The organism is Nitrospirota bacterium (assembly GCA_016214855.1).
Taxonomy (GTDB): domain Bacteria; phylum Nitrospirota; class Thermodesulfovibrionia; order Thermodesulfovibrionales; family UBA6898; genus UBA6898.
This window is the reverse complement of record JACRMT010000005.1, coordinates 37,617-63,805: the sequence shown is the minus strand read 5'-3', so window position 1 is coordinate 63,805 and position 26,189 is coordinate 37,617. Positions and strand designations below refer to the sequence as shown.

At 46.4% G+C, this 26,189-nt stretch carries 23 protein-coding genes; 16 read left to right on the top strand and 7 right to left on the bottom strand.

What is annotated here, in order from left to right; translation table 11 throughout:
• Positions 1 to 164 precede the first annotated feature (164 nt).
• The 15 genes from gspE to HZB62_06855 all read left to right on the top strand — a co-directional run bounded on the left by gspE (position 165) and on the right by HZB62_06855 (position 14,124).
• Positions 165 to 1,706, top strand: a complete 1,542-nt coding sequence (gene gspE / locus HZB62_06925; GenBank protein MBI5074885.1) for a type II secretion system ATPase GspE — start codon at positions 165 to 167, stop codon at positions 1,704 to 1,706.
• The gene (locus HZB62_06920) at positions 1,707 to 2,900 is read left to right on the top strand and encodes a type II secretion system F family protein (protein MBI5074884.1); all 1,194 of its coding nucleotides are present in this window, start codon (positions 1,707 to 1,709) and stop codon (positions 2,898 to 2,900) included.
• 17 nt (positions 2,901 to 2,917) lie between these two features.
• Positions 2,918 to 3,355 carry a prepilin-type N-terminal cleavage/methylation domain-containing protein gene (locus HZB62_06915; GenBank protein MBI5074883.1) on the top strand — a complete coding sequence of 146 codons (438 nt, stop codon included), beginning with the start codon at positions 2,918 to 2,920 and terminating at the stop codon, positions 3,353 to 3,355.
• On the top strand, positions 3,356 to 3,775 hold the full coding sequence (locus tag HZB62_06910) for a prepilin-type N-terminal cleavage/methylation domain-containing protein (GenBank protein MBI5074882.1): 420 nt from the start codon (positions 3,356 to 3,358) through the stop codon (positions 3,773 to 3,775).
• Positions 3,772 to 4,518, top strand: a complete 747-nt coding sequence (locus tag HZB62_06905) for a prepilin-type N-terminal cleavage/methylation domain-containing protein (protein MBI5074881.1) — start codon at positions 3,772 to 3,774, stop codon at positions 4,516 to 4,518. The genes HZB62_06910 and HZB62_06905 overlap by 4 nt, the downstream gene beginning before the upstream one ends.
• A 3-nt stretch (positions 4,519 to 4,521) precedes the next feature.
• Positions 4,522 to 5,523, top strand: a complete 1,002-nt coding sequence (locus HZB62_06900) for a general secretion pathway protein GspK (protein ID MBI5074880.1) — start codon at positions 4,522 to 4,524, stop codon at positions 5,521 to 5,523.
• Positions 5,520 to 7,061 carry a pilus assembly protein PilM gene (gene pilM, locus HZB62_06895; protein ID MBI5074879.1) on the top strand — a complete coding sequence of 514 codons (1,542 nt, stop codon included), beginning with the start codon at positions 5,520 to 5,522 and terminating at the stop codon, positions 7,059 to 7,061. The genes HZB62_06900 and pilM overlap by 4 nt, the downstream gene beginning before the upstream one ends.
• Entirely contained in the window at positions 7,048 to 7,599 is a 552-nt protein-coding gene (locus HZB62_06890; protein MBI5074878.1) for a hypothetical protein, read from the top strand. Before pilM ends, HZB62_06890 begins: the two co-directional genes overlap by 14 nt.
• A 1-nt stretch (position 7,600) precedes the next feature.
• Positions 7,601 to 8,140 (top strand): hypothetical protein, encoded by a 540-nt coding sequence (locus HZB62_06885; GenBank protein MBI5074877.1) that lies wholly within the window; start codon positions 7,601 to 7,603, stop codon positions 8,138 to 8,140.
• A gap of 42 nt (positions 8,141 to 8,182) precedes the next feature.
• Positions 8,183 to 9,283 (top strand): glycosyltransferase family 4 protein, encoded by a 1,101-nt coding sequence (locus tag HZB62_06880; GenBank protein ID MBI5074876.1) that lies wholly within the window; start codon positions 8,183 to 8,185, stop codon positions 9,281 to 9,283.
• Positions 9,244 to 10,242, top strand: coding sequence for a PIG-L family deacetylase (locus HZB62_06875; GenBank protein ID MBI5074875.1), 999 nt, complete (start codon positions 9,244 to 9,246; stop codon positions 10,240 to 10,242). Before HZB62_06880 ends, HZB62_06875 begins: the two co-directional genes overlap by 40 nt.
• Before the next feature lie 73 nt (positions 10,243 to 10,315).
• On the top strand, positions 10,316 to 11,083 hold the full coding sequence (locus tag HZB62_06870; GenBank protein MBI5074874.1) for an ABC transporter permease: 768 nt from the start codon (positions 10,316 to 10,318) through the stop codon (positions 11,081 to 11,083).
• A gap of 1 nt (position 11,084) precedes the next feature.
• Positions 11,085 to 12,251 (top strand): ABC transporter ATP-binding protein, encoded by a 1,167-nt coding sequence (locus tag HZB62_06865; GenBank protein ID MBI5074873.1) that lies wholly within the window; start codon positions 11,085 to 11,087, stop codon positions 12,249 to 12,251.
• 90 nt (positions 12,252 to 12,341) lie between these two features.
• Positions 12,342 to 13,130 carry a methyltransferase domain-containing protein gene (locus HZB62_06860; protein MBI5074872.1) on the top strand — a complete coding sequence of 263 codons (789 nt, stop codon included), beginning with the start codon at positions 12,342 to 12,344 and terminating at the stop codon, positions 13,128 to 13,130.
• Between the two features lie 46 nt (positions 13,131 to 13,176).
• Positions 13,177 to 14,124 (top strand): GNAT family N-acetyltransferase, encoded by a 948-nt coding sequence (locus HZB62_06855; protein MBI5074871.1) that lies wholly within the window; start codon positions 13,177 to 13,179, stop codon positions 14,122 to 14,124.
• Positions 14,125 to 14,277: 153 nt separating this feature from the next.
• Here HZB62_06855 and HZB62_06850 read toward each other — a convergent pair whose 3' ends face one another.
• Together HZB62_06850 and HZB62_06845 are read right to left on the bottom strand one after the other, a co-directional pair.
• Positions 14,278 to 16,125 carry a hypothetical protein gene (locus HZB62_06850; GenBank protein ID MBI5074870.1) on the bottom strand — a complete coding sequence of 616 codons (1,848 nt, stop codon included), beginning with the start codon at positions 16,123 to 16,125 and terminating at the stop codon, positions 14,278 to 14,280.
• 263 nt (positions 16,126 to 16,388) lie between these two features.
• Positions 16,389 to 17,276 carry a hypothetical protein gene (locus tag HZB62_06845; GenBank protein MBI5074869.1) on the bottom strand — a complete coding sequence of 296 codons (888 nt, stop codon included), beginning with the start codon at positions 17,274 to 17,276 and terminating at the stop codon, positions 16,389 to 16,391.
• A 51-nt stretch (positions 17,277 to 17,327) separates the two neighbouring features.
• On the opposite strand from HZB62_06845, the gene HZB62_06840 reads away from it, so the two are divergent.
• Positions 17,328 to 17,477 carry a hypothetical protein gene (locus HZB62_06840; protein MBI5074868.1) on the top strand — a complete coding sequence of 50 codons (150 nt, stop codon included), beginning with the start codon at positions 17,328 to 17,330 and terminating at the stop codon, positions 17,475 to 17,477.
• Between the two features lie 516 nt (positions 17,478 to 17,993).
• Here HZB62_06840 and HZB62_06835 read toward each other — a convergent pair.
• The 5 genes from HZB62_06835 to wbaP form a co-directional block, all read right to left on the bottom strand.
• Entirely contained in the window at positions 17,994 to 19,814 is a 1,821-nt protein-coding gene (locus HZB62_06835; protein ID MBI5074867.1) for a hypothetical protein, read from the bottom strand.
• A 213-nt stretch (positions 19,815 to 20,027) separates the two neighbouring features.
• Positions 20,028 to 21,014 (bottom strand): glycosyltransferase family 2 protein, encoded by a 987-nt coding sequence (locus tag HZB62_06830; protein MBI5074866.1) that lies wholly within the window; start codon positions 21,012 to 21,014, stop codon positions 20,028 to 20,030.
• A 15-nt stretch (positions 21,015 to 21,029) separates the two neighbouring features.
• Positions 21,030 to 22,271, bottom strand: a complete 1,242-nt coding sequence (locus HZB62_06825; GenBank protein ID MBI5074865.1) for a glycosyltransferase family 4 protein — start codon at positions 22,269 to 22,271, stop codon at positions 21,030 to 21,032.
• A complete protein-coding gene (locus HZB62_06820; protein ID MBI5074864.1) occupies positions 22,271 to 24,625 on the bottom strand; it encodes a glycosyltransferase in 2,355 nt (784 codons plus the stop codon). The genes HZB62_06825 and HZB62_06820 overlap by 1 nt, the downstream gene beginning before the upstream one ends.
• Before the next feature lie 120 nt (positions 24,626 to 24,745).
• On the bottom strand, positions 24,746 to 26,182 hold the full coding sequence (gene wbaP / locus HZB62_06815) for an undecaprenyl-phosphate galactose phosphotransferase WbaP (protein ID MBI5074863.1): 1,437 nt from the start codon (positions 26,180 to 26,182) through the stop codon (positions 24,746 to 24,748).
• Positions 26,183 to 26,189: the final 7 nt, after the last annotated feature.

The window sequence follows — 26,189 nt, the reverse complement described above, 5'->3', positions numbered from 1 at the left end:
TAATGTGCCACATGCATAAATAGGGCACAGATTTGGGCTTGTGCGGCCTTATCTTTCGCGCAGAGATATTGAGAAGAAATTTCTTGGTTTAGCATGGTCGTGAAATCCCTATGGAACGACCCCGATTTTGGTAAAAAAACTACCCGTATGTTATAATTTTCAACATGTTGACCACAGCAGATTCTGCCTTAAAAAGACCATTTATTAACAGTGAAGACCTCCCAAAAGTGCCGTTCGTGCTTATTGCCATATCTCCCCGCTTTATTCGCGAAAACATGGTTATTCCCCTGGAATTGAAGCAAAACGTGCTGAAAGTGGCAATGGCAGACCCTGATGACCGGGAGACCATAGATGCCCTCAGGGTCGCAACGTCTGCAGAAATCCGGGTCTTTGCGGCTGACCGCAGGGCCCTTGGTGAATATATAGCCAAATTCTATGGTCAGGAATCGCAGGATATAAACAAGATTGTGGAAGATATGGGGGAAAAGGGGTTCGAGTTCGTCAGGGAAGATGAAGAGGATATCGGACATCTGAAGGATCTTGCTTCAGAGGCCCCCATCATACGGCTTGTGAACCTTCTAATAACCAGAGCGGTCGAGGGACGCGCAAGCGATATCCATATAGAACCGTTCGATGATGAATTAAAGGTCAGGTACCGCATCGATGGCGTATTGCACGATGCAGAATCCACCCCCAAGAAACTGCAGGCCGCAATCATTTCAAGGATCAAGATCATGGCAAAATTGAATATTGCGGAAAGAAGGCTGCCGCAGGACGGACGCATACGACTTAAGGTGGGAGAAAAAGAGGTGGATCTTAGGGTATCCACCATACCGATCCTTCATGGTGAAAGCGTTGTCATGAGAATTCTTCACAAAGAAGGCATAACAATAGACCTGGCACTTCTCGGTTTTCCGCCAAAGATGCTCATACAATTTCAGCAGCTGATCGGAAAGCCCAATGGGATCATCCTGGTAACCGGCCCTACGGGAAGCGGGAAGACGACTACTCTCTATGGAGCTCTGGATAAGATCAATTCACCCGAAAAAAAAATAATCACGGTTGAGGACCCGGTTGAATATCAACTCAAGGGAATCAATCAGATCCAGGTCAAACCGCAGATAGGCCTTAATTTTTCGAATACGCTCAGACATATTGTCAGGCAGGACCCTGACATCATTATGATAGGCGAGATCAGAGATCTCGAAACTGCCGAAATCGCCATCCAGTCAGCATTGACCGGTCATATGGTATTTTCGTCCCTGCATACAAATGATGCACCGAGCGCTCTCACGAGGCTCCTTGATATGGGTGTTGAAAGTTTTCTTCTGTCATCTACAATCAGGGGGGTGCTTGCGCAGAGACTCGTAAGGCTAATATGCCCTTCCTGCAAGGAGACAGACCCTTCAACCGCTGACAGAGAAGAGCTCTTGAAACTCGGGATCGAGAGGGAGACTTCACTGTACAGAGGCGCAGGGTGTGAGCAGTGTGCTCATACCGGCTATTTCGGCAGGGCCGGCATATTTGAACTCCTGATTATTGACGACGACATCCGAAAACTTGGGTTGAAAAATGCTGATTCAAATCAGATAAGAGCTATGGCCAGACAGCATGGGATGAAGACCCTTCTGGAAGATGGCGCTGAAAAAATCAGGGCGGGGATCACTACCCTGAGCGAAGTACTCAGGGTAACACAGGAGACATAAGTGCCCATTTTTTCGTACAGGGCCACCACCCCGGACGGCCAAATTGTTGAAGGTGTAATAGAAGCTGCTGATGAACCGACTGCAATTAACAGGCTGAAAAACTCAGGTATTATCCCCTTAAAAATCGGCGCCTCATCCGAAGGCACCAAAAGAAAGTTATCGTTCAGGTCGTCAAAGGGCGATATGCTGACATTCACTACAGAGCTTTCCGCACTGTTGAGTGCAGGCTTGCCGATTGACAGATCCCTTAATATGCTCGCTGAGATATCTGAAGGCAAAGAGATGAAAGTCGTCATCCAGTCTATCCTCAAATCGATCAGGGAGGGCAGTTCCTTTTCTGATGCCCTGCAGAAACATCCCAAAATGTTCTCAAAACTGTATATAAACATGATAAGGGCAGGCGAAGTCGGCGGTGTACTGGACGTCGTCCTGGATAAATTGAATGAGTTCCTTGAATCCTCAAGAGAGCTCAAGGAACATATTTTTTCTGCAATGATCTATCCGGCTATCCTGCTTATTACAGGCGGGTTCTCGATAATCATTCTTCTGGTCTATGTCCTTCCAAAATTCTCGATCATATTCAGCGAAATGGGCGCATCCCTGCCGCTGCCAACTCGGGCTCTTATCAAATTCAGCATTATCATGAAATCATACTGGTGGATAATCCTCTTGTCAGCCGTGGCAGGATGGGTTGCCTTCAGAAACTACATGCGGTCTGCGGATGGCAGGCACAGATGGGATGCTTTCAAGCTAAGACTCATCGGAGACGTAATCGTCAAGCTTGAAACAGCAAGGTTTACCAGGACCCTCGGCACACTTTTAAAAAGCGGGGTGCCCCTTCTTCAGGCATTGAAAAACGCAAAGGATATCATTAATAACCAGGTCATAGCCTTGACAATCGATGCGGTTACAAAAGGCGCAAAAGAGGGCAAGGGTATAGCAGGGCCATTATCCAATGCAAATGTTTTTCCTCCCCTTGCCCTGTCCATGATAAAGGTAGGCGAGGAGACGGGTCAACTCGATACAATGCTGCTGAAGGTCGCATCCACATACGAAAAGGGTCTCAAAACTGCCATGAAAAGGTTCATAGGATTTCTCGAACCGGCACTGATCCTGGGCATGGGGCTGATCATAGGATTCATCGTTCTTTCGATGCTGATGGGCATATTCAGCATGACTGACCTGCCGTTATAAATGCCCGGCAATAAGGCATGAAACTCGACAGAACCGGCTTTACACTGCTTGAACTGATAATTGTGCTCTTCCTGATTACGCTCATGCTTGGCCTCTCTTCGGTTTTTTTTGCAAATACACTCCCGACCGGCAGATTTAATGCAACGGCAAGAGAAATTGCAGCCACCATGCGGCAGGCTAAACATCTTGCACAGCGTAACGGAGAAAAGCAGATCGTCATAATAAATATGGACGCAAAGAGCTATGGCATGGAAGGACAGACCGGAAAAACCCTGCCATCCGGAATATTCTTCAAAATAATAGACCCGCTGGCAGGTGAACTTACACGCGGCAGCTACCCTATCGCCTTCCAGGCGACAGGGAGCACCGAAGGCGGAACAGTCATTCTCTGGAATAACGCCAGGGTGGCACGAATAGATATAGACCCTGTTGCAGGTGCCGTGATAATTCGATAGATGAAACCCAACAGACAAAAAAGATATCCTGTATTCAGCAGTACTGACAGAGGATTTACCCTTCTCGAAGTACTTGTTGCCCTGGTACTGCTGAGCATTGCATTAGCTGCTATTTTTGAACTCTTCTCGGCAAATCTGAAAGGGATAGTGAAGTCGGATGATATATCCCATGCCGTTATCCTGGCAGAATCAAAGATGAGAGAGATCCTCGATAGCGAGACCCTGGCAGAGCGCGTCTGGACTGAGTCAACGGGGAATGGCTACCGAATAGATGCTGTTGTGAGAAGGACTGAAAGTGACAGGACGAAAAATCTTCAGATTGAACTGCTTGAGATCAGCCTGACGGTCTTCTGGTCTAAGGGCTCAAAAGAAAGGACTTTTAACCTCAAAACCCTGAAGATGGTGAAGAAACAGATATGAGCCCTCAGCTGAATATGTGGAAAGCTAATTACCCTATTCCCGGGATAAAACCGGCCGGCCCGGGCACGGGTTGTCAGAAAAGATATCTTCTGCTGTGTAATGATTCCCGTGGGTTCACGCTTCTTGAACTGCTTATCTCGCTTGTTATGATAGGGGCCATCGCCTTAATTGCGACAGGTGCCATGCGGCTTGGCCTGCGCACGGTCAGCGCTGGAGAAAAAAGGATCGACCACCTTGAAAGGATACGGGCATCTTTTACTATCATCGACTCGCAGATCCAGTCCCAGATCCCGCTTTCTTACGAGGAACAGGGTGAAAGAAAATACTATTTTCAGGGGAACAGGGGTTCGCTGCAGCTTGCCACCAACTATTCCCTGTGGGGAGGCCAGAAGGGGTATGTACTGGTCAGATACAAGGTCGAGTCGGATGATACAGGGAAACAGTTATTATCAATATCCGAGAATATTATAGGCATGACCGGCAATAGGGAATCAAAACTGTTCCGCTCAGCTGATGCAATACATTTCGAGTATTTTTTCAAGGACCCTACGGAGGAAGAGGGGAGATGGGTGGAAGCCTGGACAGATATGGCGAATATCCCCGGAAAAATAAAACTGCATCTTCTTTACGGAGAGAAGGATATTTCGATGATCATACCGCTGAGGACAGCCGGAACACTATCGCAGACTATGCCAAACCGGGCTATTGACAAGCAAGGCATATCTGAAAAAAAAGGAAAGTAGAGCGTGCGGAAGATACGTCTCAATACAGTCATTCAGTCAGGAACCCGTGACTGGACAGGAGCGGCTTCGGGGACAGAGCGAGGCATTGCATTGCTCATGGTGCTTTGGGTTCTGACCATTTTGACCGTTATTGTTTTTTCGTTTTCGTATATGGCACGGACAGAAGCCTATGCCGCCCTGTCCTTCAGGCAGACAGTCGAAAAGAAATTCCTTGCTGAAGCCGGAATAGAAAGAGGGATAGCCGAGTTATTTTATCTGAATGAAAACAGGAATGCACCAACGGTAATAGCAGGAAGCGAGGTTTGGAGAACAGACGGCAGACGGTACAAGCTATTAACCGACAATGGGTACTACACGATCAGCATTGTGAACGAAAGCGGCAAGGTAGACATAAATACAACGCCTGAGTTAATATTAAAAACTTTATTGCTAAATCTCGGCGTAAACGCCGATCACACAGAGACTATTGTGGATTCAATCATGGACTGGAAGGATCCGGACAACCTTCACCGGCTGCATGGTGCAGAAGATGACTATTATATGTCTTTACCAAACCCGTATAAGGCAAAAAATGCTTACTTTGAAACCCTGGAGGAGCTTCTTCTGATCAAAGGTATGACCCCTGAGATACTTTATGGAGATCGGGGAAAAAAGGGAATAATTGATTTTCTTACGGTCCATTCAGGAGCGAAACAGATCAATATAAATGCCGCACCTAAAGAGGTCTTATTGGCTATACCCGGAATAACTCCTGAGCTTGCTGATGCTCTGCTTGCTGTCAGGGAGACCAGGGAGATACAGGATATCCAGGGAGTTCTCGGAAATAACTATTCTCTGGCATCACGTTATATTGGCCTGATGCAGGCCATTTCATTTACCATTGAATCAGCCGGATTTATTGGCACAGAGCGTGCCGGTTATCCTCTCCGGGCCACGATCACTCTTGATGGTAATAATAGATTCAAATACAATTACTATAAAAGTCCTGCCGATAGTGCACCATGAGCCATATGAAAAATATCAGGAATATACTCATCGTCCCTCCCAGGCAGGGAGCTAAACTGTCCGGAATATGGGATGCCATCCTGAAGGTGCTCACCTTGAGTCCTGCAGACGACCGTATCTTTCCCCTGAAAGAAATCTCAGTTGCCTTACAGAGAGGAAATGTTTCTCTGGCGTACGGGACTCGTGTTCTTTCAGCAATTCGCATTAAAAGAATAAAGAAATACCTGTATACAGAAGACCACTACCCGCAACCGGAAGAACTGTTGTCTTCCCTGTCATTGGCATTCAGCGAATTTGACCTCCCAAAGTCAGGTATAACCCTCAGCATCCCGAAGGAATGGACGATTGTCAGAACTGTAGACCTCCCCTCAACGGTGAAAGATAATCTCAACGAGGTAATAGCCTATGAACTCGATCGGCTGACTCCCTTTGCTGCTGAAGAGGCTTTTTTTGATTTTCGGGTAGTTGAAGACAAGGGGGAACGGTTATCCATACTGCTCATGGCAGTAAAAACCGACCAGCTTAAGCCATATCTGGATGTTCTGAAGGAAGGCGGTTATGTTGTGGACAGGATCACCGTAAATCTGTCTGCAATCGGCACCTTATACAGCCATAGAGCTGATAAATCGGACTTCCTTTTTCTGGAAGCAGGAAAGAGCAGTTACGAGGGAGCTCTTTTCAGCAATGGCCTGCCGGCACACAATTTTTCGGGTACGTTCACGGGGAGTGATGAAACAGCAAAGGTTACGATACTCTGTGCAGAGATTACGTCCTTGCTTCAGTCGTCTAAGGGCAGAAACAGCGCCCCTGAAATTATTGCATTGTTAAGAGATAATAACCCTGTCTTTAAAGAGATGCTCAAGGCAAAGGTGGGTATGCCGCTCAGATTTCTGGAGGAAACAGACATTGGTCTGCGCTTGCCGCAACCACTGAACGATGTGCCCTGGGCCGCAGTCGGAAGTGTATTGCAATCCTTAGGGAAGAAGACTGAGGAGATAAATCTGCTGAAGAAAGGGTGTCATGAAAAACAAAAAGTCCCCTACGCCCTGACGATACTGCTGTTGCTGATAATCATGACAGTCCTGGGGGGATATAGGATTGCGCCCCTCAAGATAGAGAAAAGGAAGCTTCAGGAAATATCCGAAAAAATCGCCGCAAAAAAAGAAGAGGCAAGAAAAGTCGAAGATTTAATAAAGGAAGCTGAATCTCTCCGTTCAGATATTTCCTCCATACAGAATTTCAAGCATGACCGGATTATGACACTGAACATCATAAAAGAACTTACCTCGACACTCCCCAAAACAGCCTGGCTATCAAGGGTAAGGCTCACGACAACATCAGTCGAAATCGAAGGGTATGCAGGCACAGCAACCGAGCTTTTGCCTAAATTAGAGGCCTCAAAATATTTCAGAAAGGTGGAGTTTTCGTCTCCAACTATCAGGGATCAGAGAATGAATGCCGAGCGGTTCAATATAAAGATGGAGTTGGAAGACCTCAATAACAGCACCGGTGAAAAAATAAATAATGAAAAGAAATAAGACACTTTTTTTTGCGGTCCCGCTGATGCTCATCCTGGTCTTCATGGTTGCGTACAAGTATGGCTATCAGGGCATAAGAACTGACAAGGCTTCTGTAAAAGAAGAACAGGAGATCAAGCTTAAACTGATGCAGAAGTACATGGCCCTGATAGCAGAAAAACCCATGATAGAAAAGCAGATCAGCTTATTAAAAACCGAAAGCAAGTCAGATGCTTCCAAACTGATCGAAGGACAGACTCCTTCCCTCGCTGCAGCAACTCTTCAGGAAATTGTCACAGGGATCGTTGTTGAGAAGGGAGGTGCGATATCGAGTCAAAGGGTAGGCCGACCCGAAGACCTGGGCAAGTATAAAGTTATAACCGTTAGTCTGGATGCTGTAATGCCCGATACTCATGTCCTCAGCGAGATCTTATATTCAATAGAAACACGCACTCCATATCTCGTTGTAAAAGAGCTTGAAACAAGGGTGAAAAACCCCATCAGTCCGAAAGACCTGTTGGTAAAAATAGATATATCTGCATTAACCGGCGCTAAATGAAATGAGCAGGGCAAGACATTTGCTTTCCCATATCAATCTGCTGAATATAATACTGACAGGGATACTCATTTTTCTTGTCGGCTATAAGCTGCTTCCATTATTGAACAAGGACAATCAGTACGCGCCTCCGGTTGCCGTTAAACAGGAAAAGCCTGAATTCGGCGCCGAAAACAGAGCTGATCTGACAAAGACACCTTCGCCTTTTGACTTTGTGACGATAACAGAGCAGAACGTTTTTCACCCGGAAAGAAAAATACCTCTTACGGCAACAGAAGCGCAGGCAGTCCCTAAAGCCGATTTTGTGCTGTACGGAACCTTGATCTCAGACACACTGAAACTCGCCTTTATGGACGATCTAAAGTCCCCGCAGTCTACCCCCGGGAGGGGGAAAAGGCAGCATACCGTATCCCAGGGCAAAAGCCTGAGCGGCTATATGTTGACCGAGGTCTTCACTGACAGGGTTGTGATGGTCAGAGGAGAGGAGAGGATTGAGGTCTCGGTCAAAGACCCATCAAAACCCAAAAGGGTAAAGAAATCATAGAATCGTTACGTCTCTCTCAATTCTGCAAAAGGTATCGTTACCATGAGCATTCCACAGTATAAAGTAGCAATAATTACGGCATTTGACCCTTCTGTCTTTAAAGGCGGAATTGAGACATATACGATTCAGCTCATCAATTTTCTGATTAAAAATAATGCCTCGGTTGATATTTATCACACTGGCATGATCAAAGAAGATCCCGGTTTTCATAATAATTTCATTGGCAAGCTCTATCATTTGGGCAGGGAAATGTTCAAATTCGACCTTGAATATGATGTCATAATTGCAAACTCCTTTTACGGGTTCGGGTATTTCCCCCCCAGAGTGAGAACTCTGAACATTTTTCACTCAACCCATGCCGCATTTGCAGAGAAACTACTGAATGTAATCCCCTATTCTGTCTATCTCGAATGGAAGCTGTTATGCGGAGAATTCTGTGAAGCAACAAGCGGATTCGGAAGATTGAACATTGCCGTAAGTGAGAGCGTTCGGGATGAATTAAGGGATTATTACAATTTTAAGGACATCGAACTCATTCCGCATGGTATTGACACAGGCACCTTCAGAAAATTGAATAAACAGAGGGCCAGAAGATCCTTCGGCATCCCCGAGGATTCCTTTGTCGGTCTTTATGTTGGAAGATGGGATGAAACCAAGGGAGCGTCCGTGCTGGAAAAAGTCATAGCAGCCGACCCTGAAACATTCTGGGTCTTAGTGATGGGCACCGGCAGTGACAGAAATATCTTGCCCGCCAGCAGCAATATCCTCGTGCTTGAGGAGATGGACCATGAGAAATTGACCCAGGTCTATTCTGCTTCCGACTTCATGCTTTTCCCCTCAAGGTATGAGGCATTTGGATATGTTATTATTGAAGCAATGGCGTGCGAACTTCCCGTTATTACAACAAATGTCGGTGTAGCCAAGACTATCTATAAGTGCGAACCGTTTCGGGAACTCCTGCTCCCTGATTTTTCTGAAGGATCAGAACGGTTGGCTGCTTCCGCTCTTGATAAAATAAAACTGCTAAGGGCAAACGAAGAATGGAGATGCAGAATAGGAGCGGAGTCGCGTGAAACTGTTGAACAACAGTACACCATCGAATTGTGGCAAGAGAAAATGGCAGCGGTCTTACAATTGACATGACATCGCTCACTTACTCAGATCCGCCTGAGGCAAAACGCGTCCTGATTCTTGCCCCTCATCCCGACGATGAGACTATCGGATGCGGGGGTACTATTGCACTCTATGCGTTACAAGGTGCTGATATCCGCTTAGTAGTTATTTCTAACGCCAATGAGCTGTCTTCTGACATCAGCAACCGGGCATTAATGGAAATACGCAAGCAGGAGGCAATGCAGGCATCAAAGGTGCTCGGCATAGGAGAGGTACAGTTTTGGGACTTTCCGGATGGTAGGTTGGATGCCTTCACCACTGAAATATGGTCGAAAGTCGACACATTGACCAGAGAATTTCTTCCTGACATCATCTTTGCACCATCTCCGCTGGATCATCACAAAGACCATATTGCGGTTGCCGGTATAGCTTTAAGATTTCTTGAGGAACGACATAATGCCGGCATCGCCTTCTATGAAGTCTATCAGCCGATACGATTCAATCTCCTCGTAAATATTTCGAAAACAATGCCTCAGAAAGAAAGAGCCATGACCTTATACAGGCAGAGCCTGCAAAATAATCCTGATCTATATTGTGAGGCAGTGAAAGGCCTTGCACGTTTCAGAATGCTCTTTGCCCGGGAGACAGGGTTTTTTGAAGCATTCTGGTTTATCACCAAACCATTATCCAGAAATACAATGTTAAGCTGGATTACCTATGATTTTTACTTTACTGATCCGCAGAAGTCTTTTTTGCCGAGATTGAAGACTCTGGACACGCTTCTGTTCGAATTAGGAGAGAAGAATGCGGAAATAAGCGCATTGCTGTCCCAAAAGGAACAATATGAGAGCGAACGGCAACAGAGGGAGAAAAGTCTGTTCTGGAAATTGGCAAAGAGATACTACCGGCTGAGAGATGCCCTCTTTCCTGAGGGAGCACGGTCCCGGGTGTATTACAAAAAATTGGTAAGTTATCTCAAGAGTGATTGAACACCTCTGTTAGTAAAACAGAGTATCGCGCGTAGATATTCACGGTATAAATAAAGTATACTTAAGGCTTATTATGTCAACACGCTTTAACCTTCTTAAGTACTTCGTTGTTAAGGACATAAAAGTCAGATATGCCGGTTCAGGCCTGGGGCTTCTCTGGACTGTTGCCATGCCGATATTCCAGATACTCCTTTACTGGTTTGTTTTTTCGACAATAATGCGGGTGAGACCTTATTCCAATGCCCAGATTCCCTACATCTATTATCTTCTGTCGACCTATTTTTTTTGGCTCTCCATTCCTGATGGAATTCTGAGATCAGGGACGGTGATCATCGAGAATGCCGAACTGGTGAAAAAGGTCCCCTTCACGAATATCGTCCTGCCCATATCAGTAACACTCTCGGGTTATCTGCACAACATGATCGGGGTTATCTTTTTTATCATAATCTATACTGTTTCCGGGTTATCACACTTCCACCTGTTTTTCATAATTCCTGTGCTCTTGCTCCAGCTTCTGTTTTCTTTAGGAGCAGGTATGCTCATGGCGGCAGTTATTCCCTATGTGAGAGACCTCCAGCAGGTTATAGGGTATCTGCTCCAGGGGATGTTCTTTTTATCCCCTGTGATCTATAGTCTTGACGCCATTCCTGATAAATTCAGAAGCCTTGCATATCTGAACCCTGTCACCCTATATATTGAAGCCTATCACATAATAATTTTCGAGAGATCTTTGCCGGGTCTGTGGCATATGGGAGGGATGGTCTTTGTTTCCGGATTGTTTTTGTTCCTCGGCATAAGGGTATTTAATAAACTGAACGAAGGCTTTGCAGACATACTCTAACATGGAAATTTCCGTAATAACCACAAAAGATCTCATAAAGGCTTACAAATTATATGCGAAGCCGATAGACAGGCTTAAAGAGATGCTCTTCCGCAAGCAGTATCACGACGAATTCGTCACCCTTGACAGGATTAATATTGACGTGAAGCAAGGAGAGACCTTCGGCATTATCGGAGAAAACGGGGCCGGAAAGTCTACTCTCCTGAAAATACTATCGAAGACCCTTAAACAGACAGAAGGCGAAGTTCATGTTCAGGGGAGGGTTTCGTCGTTGCTTGAACTCGGTTCAGGATTTCATCCCGAGTTTACCGGCATTGAGAATATATACTTTTACGGTTCCCTTCTCGGCATATCCTCTTCGGAAATGAAGCAGAGGATTGAAAATATAATCTCTTTTGCCGGCATAGGTAAGCATATCAATTATCCCATTAAGACCTATTCTTCGGGGATGCATGTGCGGCTCGCCTTTTCTGTTGCCATGGCAGTGGATCCGGACATACTTGTTGTTGACGAAGCGCTCTCTGTGGGGGATCTCTATTTCCAAAAGAAGAGCGCGGAGAAGATCCTTGCGTTTAAAAAGCAGGGGAAGACAATCGTCTTCTGCTCTCACAATATGTACTATATCAACAGGTTGTGTGACAGGGTCATTTGGCTGAAGAACGGCTCAGTTACGATGCATGGCACTCCCCATGCGGTCACACAGGCTTACGAAACGTATCAGCTGAAAAAAGAGGCGCTGAATCGGAGTGAAACAGCAGAGGCAACAACTGCGGTGGAGTCTTCATCATCCTCCCTGGTATTGATCCGTAACGTCGTTGTTACGCCTTTTCCGACCGTGAGATGCGGTGATGACCTGAATATCGTAATTGAAATCGAGGCCCGGGACAGCTCCCAATCCTATCATGTAGCGGCGATACTAAAGAGAATAGATGGGATTGACATCATCGGGATAGGAACGAAGGATTACGATCCTTTATACGGAAACCGGGAAATCAATCTCTGTTTCCCCGCTCTGCAGTTAAAGGAAGGCACTTTTTTTATCGAGCTTTATGCAATGGACGACCAATTTGTTCATGTCTTTGATATGAAGGTCTCAGATCCATTTACCGTCCCGAAAGAAAGTGTGGAAATGGGATTCATCAATATACCCTACAAGTGGACGATCTGAGATGCATGTGATTTTTCCCGGGCAGAGACAGGAGAAGGCTTTTATAGAGTCGTTGACTAAAAACCTGACTTGCTGTAATGTTATTTCCAGATGAATAATCAATTTACGGAACTCATAAAAACTCTTGAATTTCCTTTCTGTTATTATGCTTACATAATTGATCGTACGGGCCTGATAGACTATATGCATTATGGGCTTTGGGAAGACGACACACGTCAATTAAAAGATGCCCAGGAAAATTTGGCCTCCCTGATGAAATCCTTAATACCTGATGGGGTGAAAAGGATTCTTGATTCCGGCTGCGGATTGGGCAGGACAACCTGTGACCTGGCAGCAGCAGGTTATAGTGTAATCGGCATCTCTCCTGATACGAAACTCATGGAAATGGCAAAGGTTAAATACGGAGAATGTAAGTCTCAACTCGTAATCTCCTCATTCGAAGATTACCAGAGCGCTGAACTGTTCGACCTGATTCTTTTCCAGGAGTCCGCTCAATATATAAAAGATATTAGATTTCTTTTTTCGCACAGTAAAGAGCTTTTGAACAAAGGGGGCTTTATTTTGATATGTGATGAAATCCGGCGTGAAAATTCAGCTGGTAATTCTTTCCATGAAAAAAAGGAGATTGAGAGTATTGCCCATGAATACGGTTTTGGTATTAGATTCAATAAAGATATTACCCTTAAGGTAATGAAGACAAGGCACATCGCGCTAAAGAATATTATTAATCATAAAGATTCCCTTATCAGCGAATTTTCTCCGATCAGGGGCAATGCAAGACAGGAAATAGAGTCTTTGATTGAAGGCTGGAAGACGCACACCGCAATGTTTGAAAATAATATATTGGGATACGAGGTATTTCTATTTCAGGGCTCCTGACACGCGCCTGAGAGATTATGTTATCTTTACCCTGTGAGGAATCTGCATGCCGGGAGAGTCTTTAACAGTACGCCTTTATGAAAAGGGAGATGAGCATGGTATCGTCAAACTTTTCAGGGAGATATTCGGCAGGGAGATGTCTCTTGCTGAATGGCAGTGGAAATATGTCATCGGAAAGCCGCGCGTATATGCCTCTGTTGCCGTAGACGTCCATGGGGCTGTAATCGCCCACTACGGCGGCATGCCTCAACAGATGGTACACAACAGCAGGGAAATGTTCGGCATGGCAATTGGTGACGTCATGGTGCATCCGTCATACCGCGGCACCAAGCTCTTCAAAAAAATCGCCGAGCTGCTGCCTGATGCTTCCGCCCAGGACGGCTTTATGCTCGGATATGGCTTTCCTAATGAGCGCGCCATGCGCCTGCCGGAAATACTGGGTGTGTATGAAAAAGTCGAAGATGTCTGGGAGTCTGTCAAAGAAGTGAAGCCCATCAACAATCCTGTGCGCTTTCTCTATAAATTATTTCCGCTGCATTTTGATGATGAAAGAATTGACGCACTCTGGGATTCCCTGAAGAACCGCTTTAACCTTGCCGTTATCAGAAACAGGAGCTACCTGAAATGGCGCTATAAAGAGCATCCATTTTTTACATATGAGCTATGGGGTATAAGGAGGCGCTGGCAGCAAAAACTGATTGGTTTTGTGCTCCTCAGAAAAGATGGAGAGGATCTTCTGCTTGTTGATTTCCTCTGCCCGCTTCAGCAGCTTGCCGCATTATTTCAAAAAACCGAAAATTATGCCGTCGTATCCGGATGCAGGAACCTCCGGCTTTGGCATCCGGAATACCTCAATAAAAGCCTCAAACAACTCGGTTTCACTGTGCGCAAATCTGGTACCTGTATCCCCAGAACAACACATCCGGCATGGCTTAAGAAAGACGAGATAAAAGATCAGTTTTTCTATACCATGGGCGACACAGATTTTCTGTAGTCCGGATGATATTACAGTTTGCGCGGTGAGAGACTGCTCGGTCTGTTAGATCCAGGGACGGCCGGGAGGCCGTCCCCTTCGTCATACTCCTTACTTCAGTGCCATAAAAAAACTACTGAGAAGCCCGCTGGCTCGAAGAATTCTGCCAGGTGCTTACCACTGAAGGGCATACCCGAGCATGGGCATATTGAGCACGTAGTACCACGTTCCATCTATGAAGACCCATAGGTCTCCTTTTATCTCCTGCTCTACAATCCTCTCGTTTTCCCTTAGGCGATTTGTAAACTTATCACCCCTCATCTCTTCGGGCAGCTTCGCTTTAATGTAGCCATCGCATGCGGCAAAAACTGAGTCCGCAAGTATCTTGCAGTTTTCGAACTTGAAGTCCATGATAGTTGCGCCAATACTCTTCATCATCTCCGCGTGTATGGCCTTCGATTTTTGGGATCTGTAAGCAGGGTCAAGCAAATCATAAACGCACCCGTAATCATTATTCTTCCTGCAATTCGAGAAGGTCTCGACCGACTCTGTCAGCAGCCTCATCTTGTCCTTTCCGGAAGGAAGTTCGTAGAGGCTCTCGATGCTGTCAGCCTTTATATCCTTTGCTCTGTATATCCAAACTTTCTCTCCTTTATCCTCAACAGGGTAAAAGACCCTGAAAACGTCTCCTCCAAGATGGGCCACTCTCGGACTGCCCGTGCTGACCCCCGGCTTCTCTATGATAACATCCTTCTTTACGAGCATTCCTCCGCTGCTAAATACCGCCACCATGACAGTGGGAGTTACTATTCTCCTGTCCATGTAGGCGACAACCGTATATTTTTCTGAGCTGTCAAAAGAGGGGAGCTCGCTTGAGAACATGAATGGCATTTGTCCCCCGAACCTCTCAAAGTTTTTGCCTGCGTATGAATAGAAGAGATTCGGCTTCTGAGGAAGGGAACGACCTTCAACTTCCACGCTCAGTGGCGGCGAGCCAGCGCCAAGAACAAAGGGCTCTCCTCCGGAAAAGCCTCCGTTGCTGAAGAGGGAGAACGCCTCTCCAAGCTCCTTCGGCTTTTCTATCGTGTGTTCCTTTATCCTGTCAAAGGCGGTGTTGAAGGTAATAAGCTTTATGTTCAATGACTGTTCGTAAGGTCTTAAAAGAAAGACGCCCTTGCCTTCTATCAGGTCTGCGTCATACAACTTGCCGGAGTAAAGCAATTTTTCAGAGCCGTCCGAGAGAAATCTTACCCTTATCTCCCCTCTTCGCTCTGATTTTTCCGTTGCACTTCCCATTGTGATGCCCGCTGTACTTCCGACTGTGTTTCCCATTGTGCTTCCTGTTGTATATCCCGCTGTACTCGTCGTCGAATAAACCACGGCTAAGCCTTTATCTGTATGGACGGACTGGGCAAAAAGTACTGCCTTATCCTGGTAGGATATAAGCGCCTCCTGCTCCGAAAAGTTGTCCTCCTTAATAAGCTTGTAGACTGCATTCATAAGGGGAGGGGTCTCGTCAAGCCACGACAAGAGGACGCCCCCCTTCCCGTCAAAGGCCATGGATGCAGGTCTTAACACCTGCTCCAGTGCAGACAATTCCTTTGTATAGACCACGCTTCCGTCCTGCTCAAGTTTGATGAAGATGAGCTTCTTGGGTCCCCACCTCAATGGTTGGGAAAAGTAGACGTACTTCCCGTCATAGCCGTATGACATGCCCATGGGAACAGCGCCCATCTTCTTGTACTTGTCCATGATCTCCCTGTTTATAATTCTGTCTTTCTTGCCGTTGTGATAATGCATATAACCATCCTGGTCCTGATAGAAAAAAACCGCCTTACCTTTTGCACTCAGCTCTTTTACAAGCATATATTTCTCGGGACTAAAGTCAGAATGCACCACTGAAGGCGCATCTAATGAAGATGTATCTGATGAGGGCATGTCTAAGGCCGATATGGATGGTTTTTTAACGCAGGATGCAACAAGGGAAAGGAACACAACAGCTAAAAACAGCTTTTTCAACATGAAGAGGTCTCCTTCTATTATAAGTAAATATAATCGCGTAATAGGTCAAATTCACCTTTGCTCAAACGATACATAGATAGGGAAGCGTTTCTAATATTACGCACTGAGTTGCTCAATTTTTACTACATAATATAGCCTGAATTGACTTCGATAATTTCAGAACTATGGCGGGCTGAGTTACTTGACTGCCTTCTTAAATAAATTACCCCTCCCCGATATGGGGAGGGGTAACAGGCTTAAAGAAAAGCCTACAGAGTGCTATGTTACTTTACAAACCACTGCTGATGTGCAGGTGTTATGGCCATACCGTAACCGGCTGCGGTCTCCACCTTGTAAATGATAGCTGCATCACCAAGCTCGGTACCTGCACCATCAACGTCACAGAGCTGAATTGCGCCGTCATTCTCTCTGCATCTTGGTGCGAGGTTCATCCATCCACCGTTATCGATGAAGGTAGGCACGACAGAGCCTGTCAGCTGTGCAGGTGAGAGCTGGGCAAGGCAGACAATATCGTTAACCTGTGTCAGACTTCTAAAGTTCTCAAGTCTGTCATATACGCCAAGCGCATAGCTCTGAGTAAAATCCATTCTAGCTTCAAGACCGATCCTGGCATTAAAGCCAGCTGCAACGAGGTTCGTGGTGGTTGCAGAGTCAGCAGCCTCGGCAGTGCCAGGCCTGTTGATTGCGATTACGTATGCGCCGGTTGTAGCAGTCGCCGGCGGCAGGAACGCAAATCTGGTCAAGGTTCCAGCAGTACCGTTGTCAGCAACAGCATATACATAACCTGCTGGTGTTCCAGGCAGGTAGTTACATACGCCGCAGCCAGGAGCATCAATAGTCGTGGTTCCACCCGGAGAAGCAACAGCGTGGCTCACGGTTAATGCTCTCTGGCCATACAGGAAGCCAGATGCAAGGTTGAAGACTATAGCCTCAGATGTGAGAGTACCATCAGCACCCAATACGCCAGCGCTGTTGTAGTTCTCAAGGATCAAAAAGCCCTCAGCAATTCCTGGTGCAGGCATGGTCGACGGGTTGATAAGAGCACTGCCGACAGTATCCGCTACAGGGAATACGGATCCAACGCCGCCGCCAGTTAATGAAAGCACGGTGGTGGTGAGGTCATTAACCGTTGTAGCGCTACGTCCATCCAAGTGCAAGCAAGCATCAGTAAGGTTATTTGGGTTCTTTGACTGATGAGTTGCATGAATGAATACCGAGCCGCCGGCAGGTGGGGTGTGGGTATTGATGTAGGACACGACGCTCACCCAACCGCCGCCAACCTTCACGGCCTCAAGCATGTTAGAAGCGGCATCTGCTTTCTGGTTGACGCCGAAAAGCATCACCAGGACTAAAACCATTAATACAAATACTTTCTTCATTGATAAAAACCTCCTAAGTTTAATTTCGATTTCTCTTAGTCTAACACTAAGAATATTATGCCTAAATTCCTCGGCCGTCTGAAACAGAATAACTTTCCAGCGCCTGCTCTCCTCTGATGTATCACCCCCCTTAATAAAGTAGTATCTGACTTCTTTTCATTTCGGCCCCTGCAAAAAGCATCCTACCCGTTTTTCGCTCACCTCCCGCATAGAAAGAATTTCCAAAAGATTCAATGACATTTTTGCCAATGATGCATAATTAGCCTGTATTCTAATGAAAGGATCTCTCTTTGTCAAGCGCAATTACAACCCCTTCTGCTGTCATTCTTAGTAACATGTAAATCATCCAACTTGCAATAACCATGCCGCACTTTTTCTTTGTTAAACATTGTGATTTTAGAAGATAATATTGTCCGGGACATATGCTCCTGTGTATCTTATTAATCTTAACCTGTGTTTTTTCTGCAATACTTAAACGTAGCGCCTGCTTCAGCGGACATCCGGAGCGTCCTGCTTTTCGATTGCACTGTTTTCCCCGTCACTCTCGTTCGTCGATCTAAACCGATCTATTTCTTGCCTGGTCTTTTTCGCCTTCCGCATATAATCTGAGGAAACCCGCGCTGCCTCCGCCTGGTTCCTGATAACACGAGGGGTAATCAGAATAACAAGCTCGGTACTTGTATATTTGTCTGAGGTACTGCCGAAAAGATACCCCAGCAGAGGAATTTTGCTGAGAAAGGGTATCCCGTCTCTTGATTTAGAACTATCCTCCCTTATGAGTCCTCCAATCACTATTGTCTGTCCATCCTGTATGACAAGATTCGTGGCAGCCTCTCTCTTGCTTATCACCACCTGGTCACTTCCCAGTATCTTCTGTGTCGAAAAATTTGAGACCTCCTGAGATACGTCAAGCGCCACCAGCCCACCTTCGTTGATCTGAGGCTTCACCTTCAATATTATTCCCGTGTCTTTATACTGTATGGTCGTCTGTATATCAGTCGTCCCTGCAACATTTGTTTGTGACGTTGCGATCGGGACCTGGTCGCCGACCTGTATCTTTGCCTCGCGGTTATCCGACACAAGAATATGGGGCGAGGCAAGAACCTTGACCTTTGCGTCTGAGGCAAGACTTTCAAGCAGCGTCCGTACAACACCTGCGGAATCCACTCCCGCAAAAGCAAAGCCTGCAAGGCTTGAGACATCCAGTTTTGATAATTTAGACGAATTAAACCCCAGGTTACCGTCGAGATTGATGTCCCGATTTATTTTAAGGTCGGTCTTTAAGGACCATGCCAGGCCAAACGTCATGTCGTCCGTCAGTTTGATCTCTGCAACCAGCGCCTCTATCATCACCTGCCGGGGCACAACATCGATTTTCATGATGGTCTCGGAAATCAGTTCATAGTCCTCAGGCGTTGCCAATATAATTATTGAATTCGCAATCTCATCAGGAAATATTCTGGTAACCTCGGAGACAAGCGATTCCCCGCCCGATGGCGTCATCGAAAGAGCAGGGGGCGACTGAGCTGGAGACTGTACATTCCCGCCCGCTGAGGTCTGCGGCTTTGCCGGCTCCGATGAAGACCTGGATGCCTGTTGCACGTTTTTTGAACTCGATGAGGTCTGCCCCGGTGCCTTGACCCCGAGAAATATTTCCTGAAGCAAGGTTGCGACATTAGCGGCCTTGCTGTTTTGAACAGGGTAAACATATACCTTGGGTTTTGCGCCGTTGAAGATCTGATCGAACGTGGTCACCCATTTCCTGACATAATCAAGCTGCTCCTTTGTAGAAGCCACAACGAGAAGGGCATTCAGCCTGTATATCGGAAGGACCCTGATCTTACCTCCTTTAACCGATAAACCTAAGGCATTCTCTATATCCTTCATGGAATCCTTCAGGTTCAGGTTCTTAAAGGTAAAAAGCTCCATTGCCACATTGCCAGGCTCTTTGCCGACCTGGCTGAAGACAAGCTCCCTGGAGACTTCATTTATGGGGACAATCCGATAAAGTCCCTCTTCAACAAGGAATCCTATACCGCTCAACCTGAAAATAACTTCCATTACAGACAGCACATCACTCTTCGCTATTGGAGTAACGGTCCTGAAGTTGACTCTTCCCGTAACTCTGGAATCTATAATATAGTTCACCCTGAGCACATCACCAAAAACTGTCTTTGCAACCTCAAAAATATCCGCGTCATCAAAGTTAAAACTGACATTGCCCTGTATAACGGCGGCTTCAGCGACTGTGACCTTTGAAGGTGCAGTCAATGTTTGTTGAGGCTCCGACGGAGATTTGGGGACGGTCATCTGTTGTCCACTGCCCAACGCCCCTGGTCCGGGAGTTAACTCAATCCCGGCGGCAATCGATAAACTGACATTAAACAACGCCAGGACGGCAATTACAGCAAACAAACTCGTGCTCAATTTTTTATACATAAAACACCTCGTTCAAACATAATGCCTGTAGGCACGACTAAAGATTCCTGACAGGCAGGCAATGGCCTGCTGCTCTCCATCACATTACCGCCCAAAAAGCTTTCCGGCTTTTTGACGAAAGAACTCTTTGCTCCAGACCGGTGTCATCATGCGATGCAAATAGGATATATCTGCTTTTTTTAATTGCATTATTTTTTTTCTCGAACCACCGATAAGACGCAGGTTTTTCAGAACGTCAGACTTCGCCTGCATATAGAGCTTTACTTTGCGATATCTTACCGCAAAAAATAAAAAATCTGCAATCATTCCAATAATGCAGGCAGGGGAACATCTGAAAAACAGACAAGCAGGAACATTCTTGAGCCTGACCAGTTCACTGTTGCGGAGCGTATAATAAACTGCCAGATCACTCATGGTTCCGATTGATGACCTGACCTTATGATGCACAAGCGCTGAAGGGACATAGAGGACCTTCCATCCCGCAAGCTGGGCGCGCAGGTTCAGGTCAGTATCTTCATGGAGCAGAAAGAAACTCTCGTCGAAAAAACCGATTTCATCCAGCATCTTTTTCCGGTACAGGGCGGCCCCGGCACACGCTCCAAAGACAAATTCTTCCTGAGAGTATTGGTCTGCAGACAGACCTTCCCCTCGCTTGAATCCCTTCAGGTTCGTTGCAAATCCATCACCGGCGCTATCAATTATCTGCGTCCCGTAAACGAGCATTTTAGAAGCACAGATGCCGACAGCCGGGTTCCCTGCAATCGCATCTGCAAGCTTTCTCAGCCAATCCCTGTCTGCTTCAGCGTCATTATTGAGCAGTGCGATAAATTCCCCTTCCGCCTGTTTCAGTCCCTCATTGTTGGCTCCGCCAAAACCGATGTTCCGGGGGAGTACAACAAGTTTTACCTCCGGAAAGTTCGCTGCAATATATTCTGCTGACCCATCCCGGGATGCATTATCAACAACAATAATTTCAAAATCCCTGAAGGTCTGAAGGCGGAGCGACGCAAGACATTCCTTCAGCAAATGCAGACCATTGTAATTGACGATGATAAGGGAAACAGTCTTCAAATAAATCGCCGGTGCCTAGCAAACCAGCTTTTTATAAACCAGTTCGGTATTGAAAGCTTCATCTTCTACCCTGATCGGATACTGTATCTGTTCCTTGAAACCGGAAATCATATCCGGATTGTCAGCAAGCAATCTGATCTTCTCGGCGAGATCGAGCGGATCCCCCACCCGGAAGGTCAGACCTGTCCTTCCATCCTCCACAGCCTCGCTCATGCCCCCGATGTCAGAGGTGATAACCGGTATGCCGTAAGCAAGGCTCGTAGATATGGTCAGGGGCGCGTTTTCATACCAGATGGAAGGGACAATAACAACATCAATCTCCTCCAGAATAGTTTCGATATCATTAAAGTTGTAGGATCCTTTGAACTCAATACGCGGATCATTCCCGGCAATCTTCATGACGGTCTTCTGATATGCCTCCTCATGAAAACATCCACCCCACACCTTAAGACGGGTATTGCGACAATTGGCTGCTTTAAACCCCTCCACCATCACATGGACTCCCTTGTGATACTGGACAGTACCGATATACCCGAATGTAATAACCTCGCCCGGCTCTTTGGAAAAGTATTTTTTCTTTTTCTGGTAATCAAATCCATGTCTGGAAAGTATAAACCGCTCAACCGGTATGAACTGGGCAATATTAAACAACCCGATAAGAAACTTGGAAGGGGAAAGCAGTTGATCGCAACTCTGAAGCAGAGCTTCAGCACGCGCAATCCGGTCCTTCATCCTTTTTTCACTGACCTGCGTAAAACAATACTTAAGACAGTTCCGACCATGGTCAGGCCCGTCACAGAGCGTGTTGTCCGAACGGAGCATGATCCCCATAGGGCACATCAGGAAGTAATCCGTCACCATCAATACAACGCGAACGCCGGCATCCGCCGCTGCCTTGATGGACGCGTCGATCCGAAGGGGATGCGCACAATGGTAAAGGTCGAACTTCTTCGATTCAAAAATAGTTTTGACCATACGATAAAGCTGCATATCGAGGAAATCGAAAACAAAGACCAGATCATCAGGCTGGTCCCGGTGTCTTATGGCAATCACCGGAACCCCCTCATAGGAGTATTCCTTATAAAGCAATTTTGTTGCCGTATCCTCCCTGAATTCACCCTTGTCTCTGAAGGCGTACGTCAGTACTTTTACATAGTGCCCCATCCTCTGAAGTTGCTTTGCGAGATTCAGGACATACCGTTCGGTCCCGGTATAGTGATCAGGAAAAAATTGATGCACACCCAGAAGAATCCTCATTAAATCCCCCTGAAGAATGAATCTATTCTGTCGTTACTGTTCGCGCCGAGATAAGTACCTGCGCTTGTGCTGAAAAACTTGTAGATACCGCCCATAAAATCTCCTTCAATATCCTTGATGGCCTCGACGTTTTTTATGAAGTCGGCAAAACTCATAATGTCTCCCGTCAGTGCCCCAAACATCTCAGCGATGATATCCTGGCGATCTTCCGGAACAATGCGGGAGAAATATTCATCCAGAGACGGGTCCCCTTGCAGAGACATCCACGAACGGTCAAAAACCGTGATTCCGTCTTTCAGACTGCTCACAAATGAACGGACGAGCATCTCGGGAGAGGTCGTGTATTCCTTTTCATGTTGCATTTTGGCAACGGCCATTTTCACCGAGCAATACAGATAACTCGCCGCGCCCAGAATGGATTCCTTCGGAAGACTCCTCCGGCTGACCCCTAAAGTATTCAGCAATGAGATGGTATCGACATAATACCTTTTAAATAGATAAAGTGACGGCTTCGTATGTGAATGGATGACCGCATTGGAGGACTGAAACATCAAGACGTGACCGTCCTGAATAAGACGCACCCCAAGGTCAAGATCTTCCCCATAGCTTTTTGTAAAACGGTACCTGTCAAAGACCTCTTTTTTGACTCCCAGGCAGACATTGTCGAGACCTGCCATGGTTCTTTTTGCCTTCAGATCAAGATCGTCAAATTTCTTGAACAGCGAGTCATCGGCGAAACGGTCATTGTCGTATCCGAGATAGAGGTTGTATCCCCAGATTGACCAACTGGCGAAAAGGTCCGCATCAGAGCGGGGGATCTGCCTGACCGTTACAGCAGACGCTTGCCCGGCGAGTATCGGATGGATAAGTTTATATAACCACTGGGTCCCGACCGGAATCGCATCCTGGACCGTAAAAACAAGGAATTCGCCTCCCGCCTTACCGGCCCCGATATTTCTCGTCTCCCCATGGTGAAATTCCTCGGGAAAGATCTGAAATACATTTTTCGTATATCGCCTGCTTATCTCCAGAGTGCTGTCCTGCGAACCCGAATCAATAATAATCAACTCTATGTCTTCAATGCCTTCCTGCTGCATGATTCTTCTCAGCGTATAATCGAATTCATCCCCTGCATTTTTTGTGGGAATAATAACAGATACCTTTGCCTTCAGAGGGTCTTCAATTACAGGGTTGCCAATAGTGAGAACAGACAGTTCGGATATTCTGATAGGCTTCATCGTCTGTTTAATGGATTTATTAAACAGCAATTTTTTGTTTGCCTTCCGCAAAACCGCCTTCAGTCCCTGCTTCCTCAGCACGCTGATCCCCTGAACAAGCTGATTCTTCATCTGTTGCGGCACGAAAGAGAATAATTTTTTGCGCGTAAGCCGGTATTTATCAAGAAGCCTCCATCCAAGTGTCTCAGTCATTGCCTTGATGAGGACATCCCTATCCCTCAGATCAATTTGAAGATCAGTCACGAGACTCTTTTTTTCCCTCAGTTCAGATTCAAGTTTGTCGATTCCGCGCACGAGCGGATCACATTCCTTTCTATAGTCTTTCAGCAGCATCCTGGCAGCCACAGCTTCATGGACATAGCTCTGCACCTGATGGATCGTGATTTGGTCCCAATGCCGTGACAGTACCTTGAGATAAGACATGTCCAGAAAAGAAATGTCCTGATTCCCCTGAGCTATCTGCAATTCCGGATTCCACTGGATGTAATATGCGGTAATCCTGGGTATATGGCAAAAAGAGGCTTCCCGTGCGATCCTCACAAGAAAGTCCCAGTCCTCATACAGATCTAATTCTGCAGCAAAGCCACCTGAAATGGACAAAACTCCGGTTTCGAAGAGCAGGCACATGAGAGGGATGTAATTTTCAAAAAGCAGCATGTCTGCATCAAAATCCTGCGAAAAAACCAATTCCTCTTTTATGAGCCTGAAGTCCCTAAAGTCCGCGTCGTATTCTCTATATGACATTAAAGAATCAGTATAGGCGACCTTGTAGGACCCCTTCGACAGAAAAGATTCGAGTACAGAAACGTGCTCAGGAAAAAGCTCGTCATCATCATCCAGAAAGCCCACGTATCGTCCCTTTGCGTTTTCAATGCCTACATTACCTGCATGCGCCCTCCCCATGTTCTTCTCAAGGCGGATATAGTTGAGCGAGACGTCGTCAAGGATATCCTTAATCTCAGCGATGTCAAGGTCGCAGCCGCCATCATTCACCAGGACAACTTCCACAGGCCTGTAGGTCTGGGCAGCAACGCTCATGAGCGCCCTCCTCAGAAGCCCGGGCCGGTCTTTTGTCCTGACGATTATGGAGACGAGCACGTCTTTAGCCTTCATCACGCGTATAACCTTTCATTTTTTCTCTCTTTATGAACTGAGATTTGGGAAATCAACAGCCCTGCAGGGACTTACAGAAAAGACAGCCATCCGCATGTCCTATACCGCGCCCCAAGTGCCCGGTCAATAAGCTCCTTCCCTTTGCAATACTATTCTTACGGTCTTGAACAAGATAACAATATCCAGCCATAATTGCCAATTTTTTACGTACCATAAATCCATGGCGATCCGGTAATCATAGACCGTATTGCTGCGTCCGGAGACCTGCCATAAGCCTGTTATACCGGGAAGCACACTATAGCATATATCAGCAGCTTCTTTATAATACTCCTGTATTTCATCCACGGTCACCGGCCGCGGCCCAACAAAGCTCATTTCACCTTTGAGAACATTCACTATCTGCGGCAGTTCGTCCAGTGATGTCTTTCTCAAAAATTTCCCAACGCGGGTAATTCTCGGGTCGTCCCTGAGCTTCCAGAAAGTAATCCACTCATTCTTTCTTGCAGGATTATTTTCCAGAAGATCCTTTAACCGTTCTTCGGCATCGGCATACATCGTTCTGAACTTATAACATCTGAACGTTCTTCCGTTTTTCCCGACCCTTTCCTGAGAAAATATGGCCGGCCCTTTTGAATCGAGATGGATAAGAACGATCAATACCATCATGGGGAAAAAGAGCAGGGGCAGCAGCACGAAGCTGATAACCAGGTCAAAACATTTCTTTAGCAGGATATTGACCGGCCGGTAGAGGTTATTATTCATCTCAAAGGCAAAGGCCTCTTCATAGAAAAAATGCCGCAAATGCGTTCCCAATACTGCAATGCCGAATATATCAGGCACAAACAGAATATTCTTAACCTTATGCTGCAGCTTGTTTATCAGCGTCTGAAGCCGTTCTTTGCCCACGCCCGGCATGGCAATAAAAATATCTTCAATGCTGCACCGGTTTATGTAATGCATTACCTTGTCCACGCCTCTATGGATTTTTATGCCTTCTATCATCTTGCCGCATTTTTCGGGGTCATCGTCCACAAAACCAATAATGGTATAGCCATAATTCGGCTCTCTCATCAGCGCTTTCAGCATAAGCCTTCCTGTTTTGCCGGCGCCGAGGATCAGAACCCTTCTCTTCAGGAGACCAGATCTTCTCAGTGCTTTTTTTGCGGTCATTCGTATCAAAGGCAGCAACACAACCGCCAGCAGGCCCATAAGGACAATAACGGTCCGGGATATTTCATCGCTTATTTTGCCAACTGAAGCAATGGTAAAAATCCCTATCGTTGAAAGGAATGAAACCCTCCATAAGATCCTGATCTCATCCCAGTAGGAAAACATCCGTGTATAGAGACCTTCATAATAGAAGAAGAATATCCAGACCACAAATATCCACCACAGACGCAAGGGGCCGGCAATCGGCGCATCATCCGGAAAGCTGGAATGAAAGAGAAGAGGCAAGACTTTTCTGATCGATACCGCCAGTTCAAAAACGAGAAGAACGGCGCCGGTATCAGCAAGCGTGAGTGCCAGTAATTCGCCAATTTTTCTGATTCTATTTTTCAATAATAGC

Coding starts and splice junctions, on each gene's coding strand:
- gspE (MBI5074885.1), top strand. CDS start 165: ATGTTGACCACAGCAGATTCTGCCTTAAAAAGACCATTTATTAACAGT.
- HZB62_06915 (MBI5074883.1), top strand. CDS start 2,918: ATGAAACTCGACAGAACCGGCTTTACACTGCTTGAACTGATAATTGTG.
- HZB62_06910 (MBI5074882.1), top strand. CDS start 3,356: ATGAAACCCAACAGACAAAAAAGATATCCTGTATTCAGCAGTACTGAC.
- HZB62_06905 (MBI5074881.1), top strand. CDS start 3,772: ATGAGCCCTCAGCTGAATATGTGGAAAGCTAATTACCCTATTCCCGGG.
- pilM (MBI5074879.1), top strand. CDS start 5,520: ATGAGCCATATGAAAAATATCAGGAATATACTCATCGTCCCTCCCAGG.
- HZB62_06890 (MBI5074878.1), top strand. CDS start 7,048: ATGAAAAGAAATAAGACACTTTTTTTTGCGGTCCCGCTGATGCTCATC.
- HZB62_06885 (MBI5074877.1), top strand. CDS start 7,601: ATGAGCAGGGCAAGACATTTGCTTTCCCATATCAATCTGCTGAATATA.
- HZB62_06880 (MBI5074876.1), top strand. CDS start 8,183: ATGAGCATTCCACAGTATAAAGTAGCAATAATTACGGCATTTGACCCT.
- HZB62_06870 (MBI5074874.1), top strand. CDS start 10,316: ATGTCAACACGCTTTAACCTTCTTAAGTACTTCGTTGTTAAGGACATA.
- HZB62_06865 (MBI5074873.1), top strand. CDS start 11,085: ATGGAAATTTCCGTAATAACCACAAAAGATCTCATAAAGGCTTACAAA.
- HZB62_06860 (MBI5074872.1), top strand. CDS start 12,342: ATGAATAATCAATTTACGGAACTCATAAAAACTCTTGAATTTCCTTTC.
- HZB62_06855 (MBI5074871.1), top strand. CDS start 13,177: ATGCCGGGAGAGTCTTTAACAGTACGCCTTTATGAAAAGGGAGATGAG.
- HZB62_06850 (MBI5074870.1), bottom strand. CDS start 16,125: ATGTTGAAAAAGCTGTTTTTAGCTGTTGTGTTCCTTTCCCTTGTTGCA.
- HZB62_06840 (MBI5074868.1), top strand. CDS start 17,328: ATGAATGAATACCGAGCCGCCGGCAGGTGGGGTGTGGGTATTGATGTA.
- HZB62_06835 (MBI5074867.1), bottom strand. CDS start 19,814: ATGACCGTCCCCAAATCTCCGTCGGAGCCTCAACAAACATTGACTGCA.
- HZB62_06825 (MBI5074865.1), bottom strand. CDS start 22,271: ATGAGGATTCTTCTGGGTGTGCATCAATTTTTTCCTGATCACTATACC.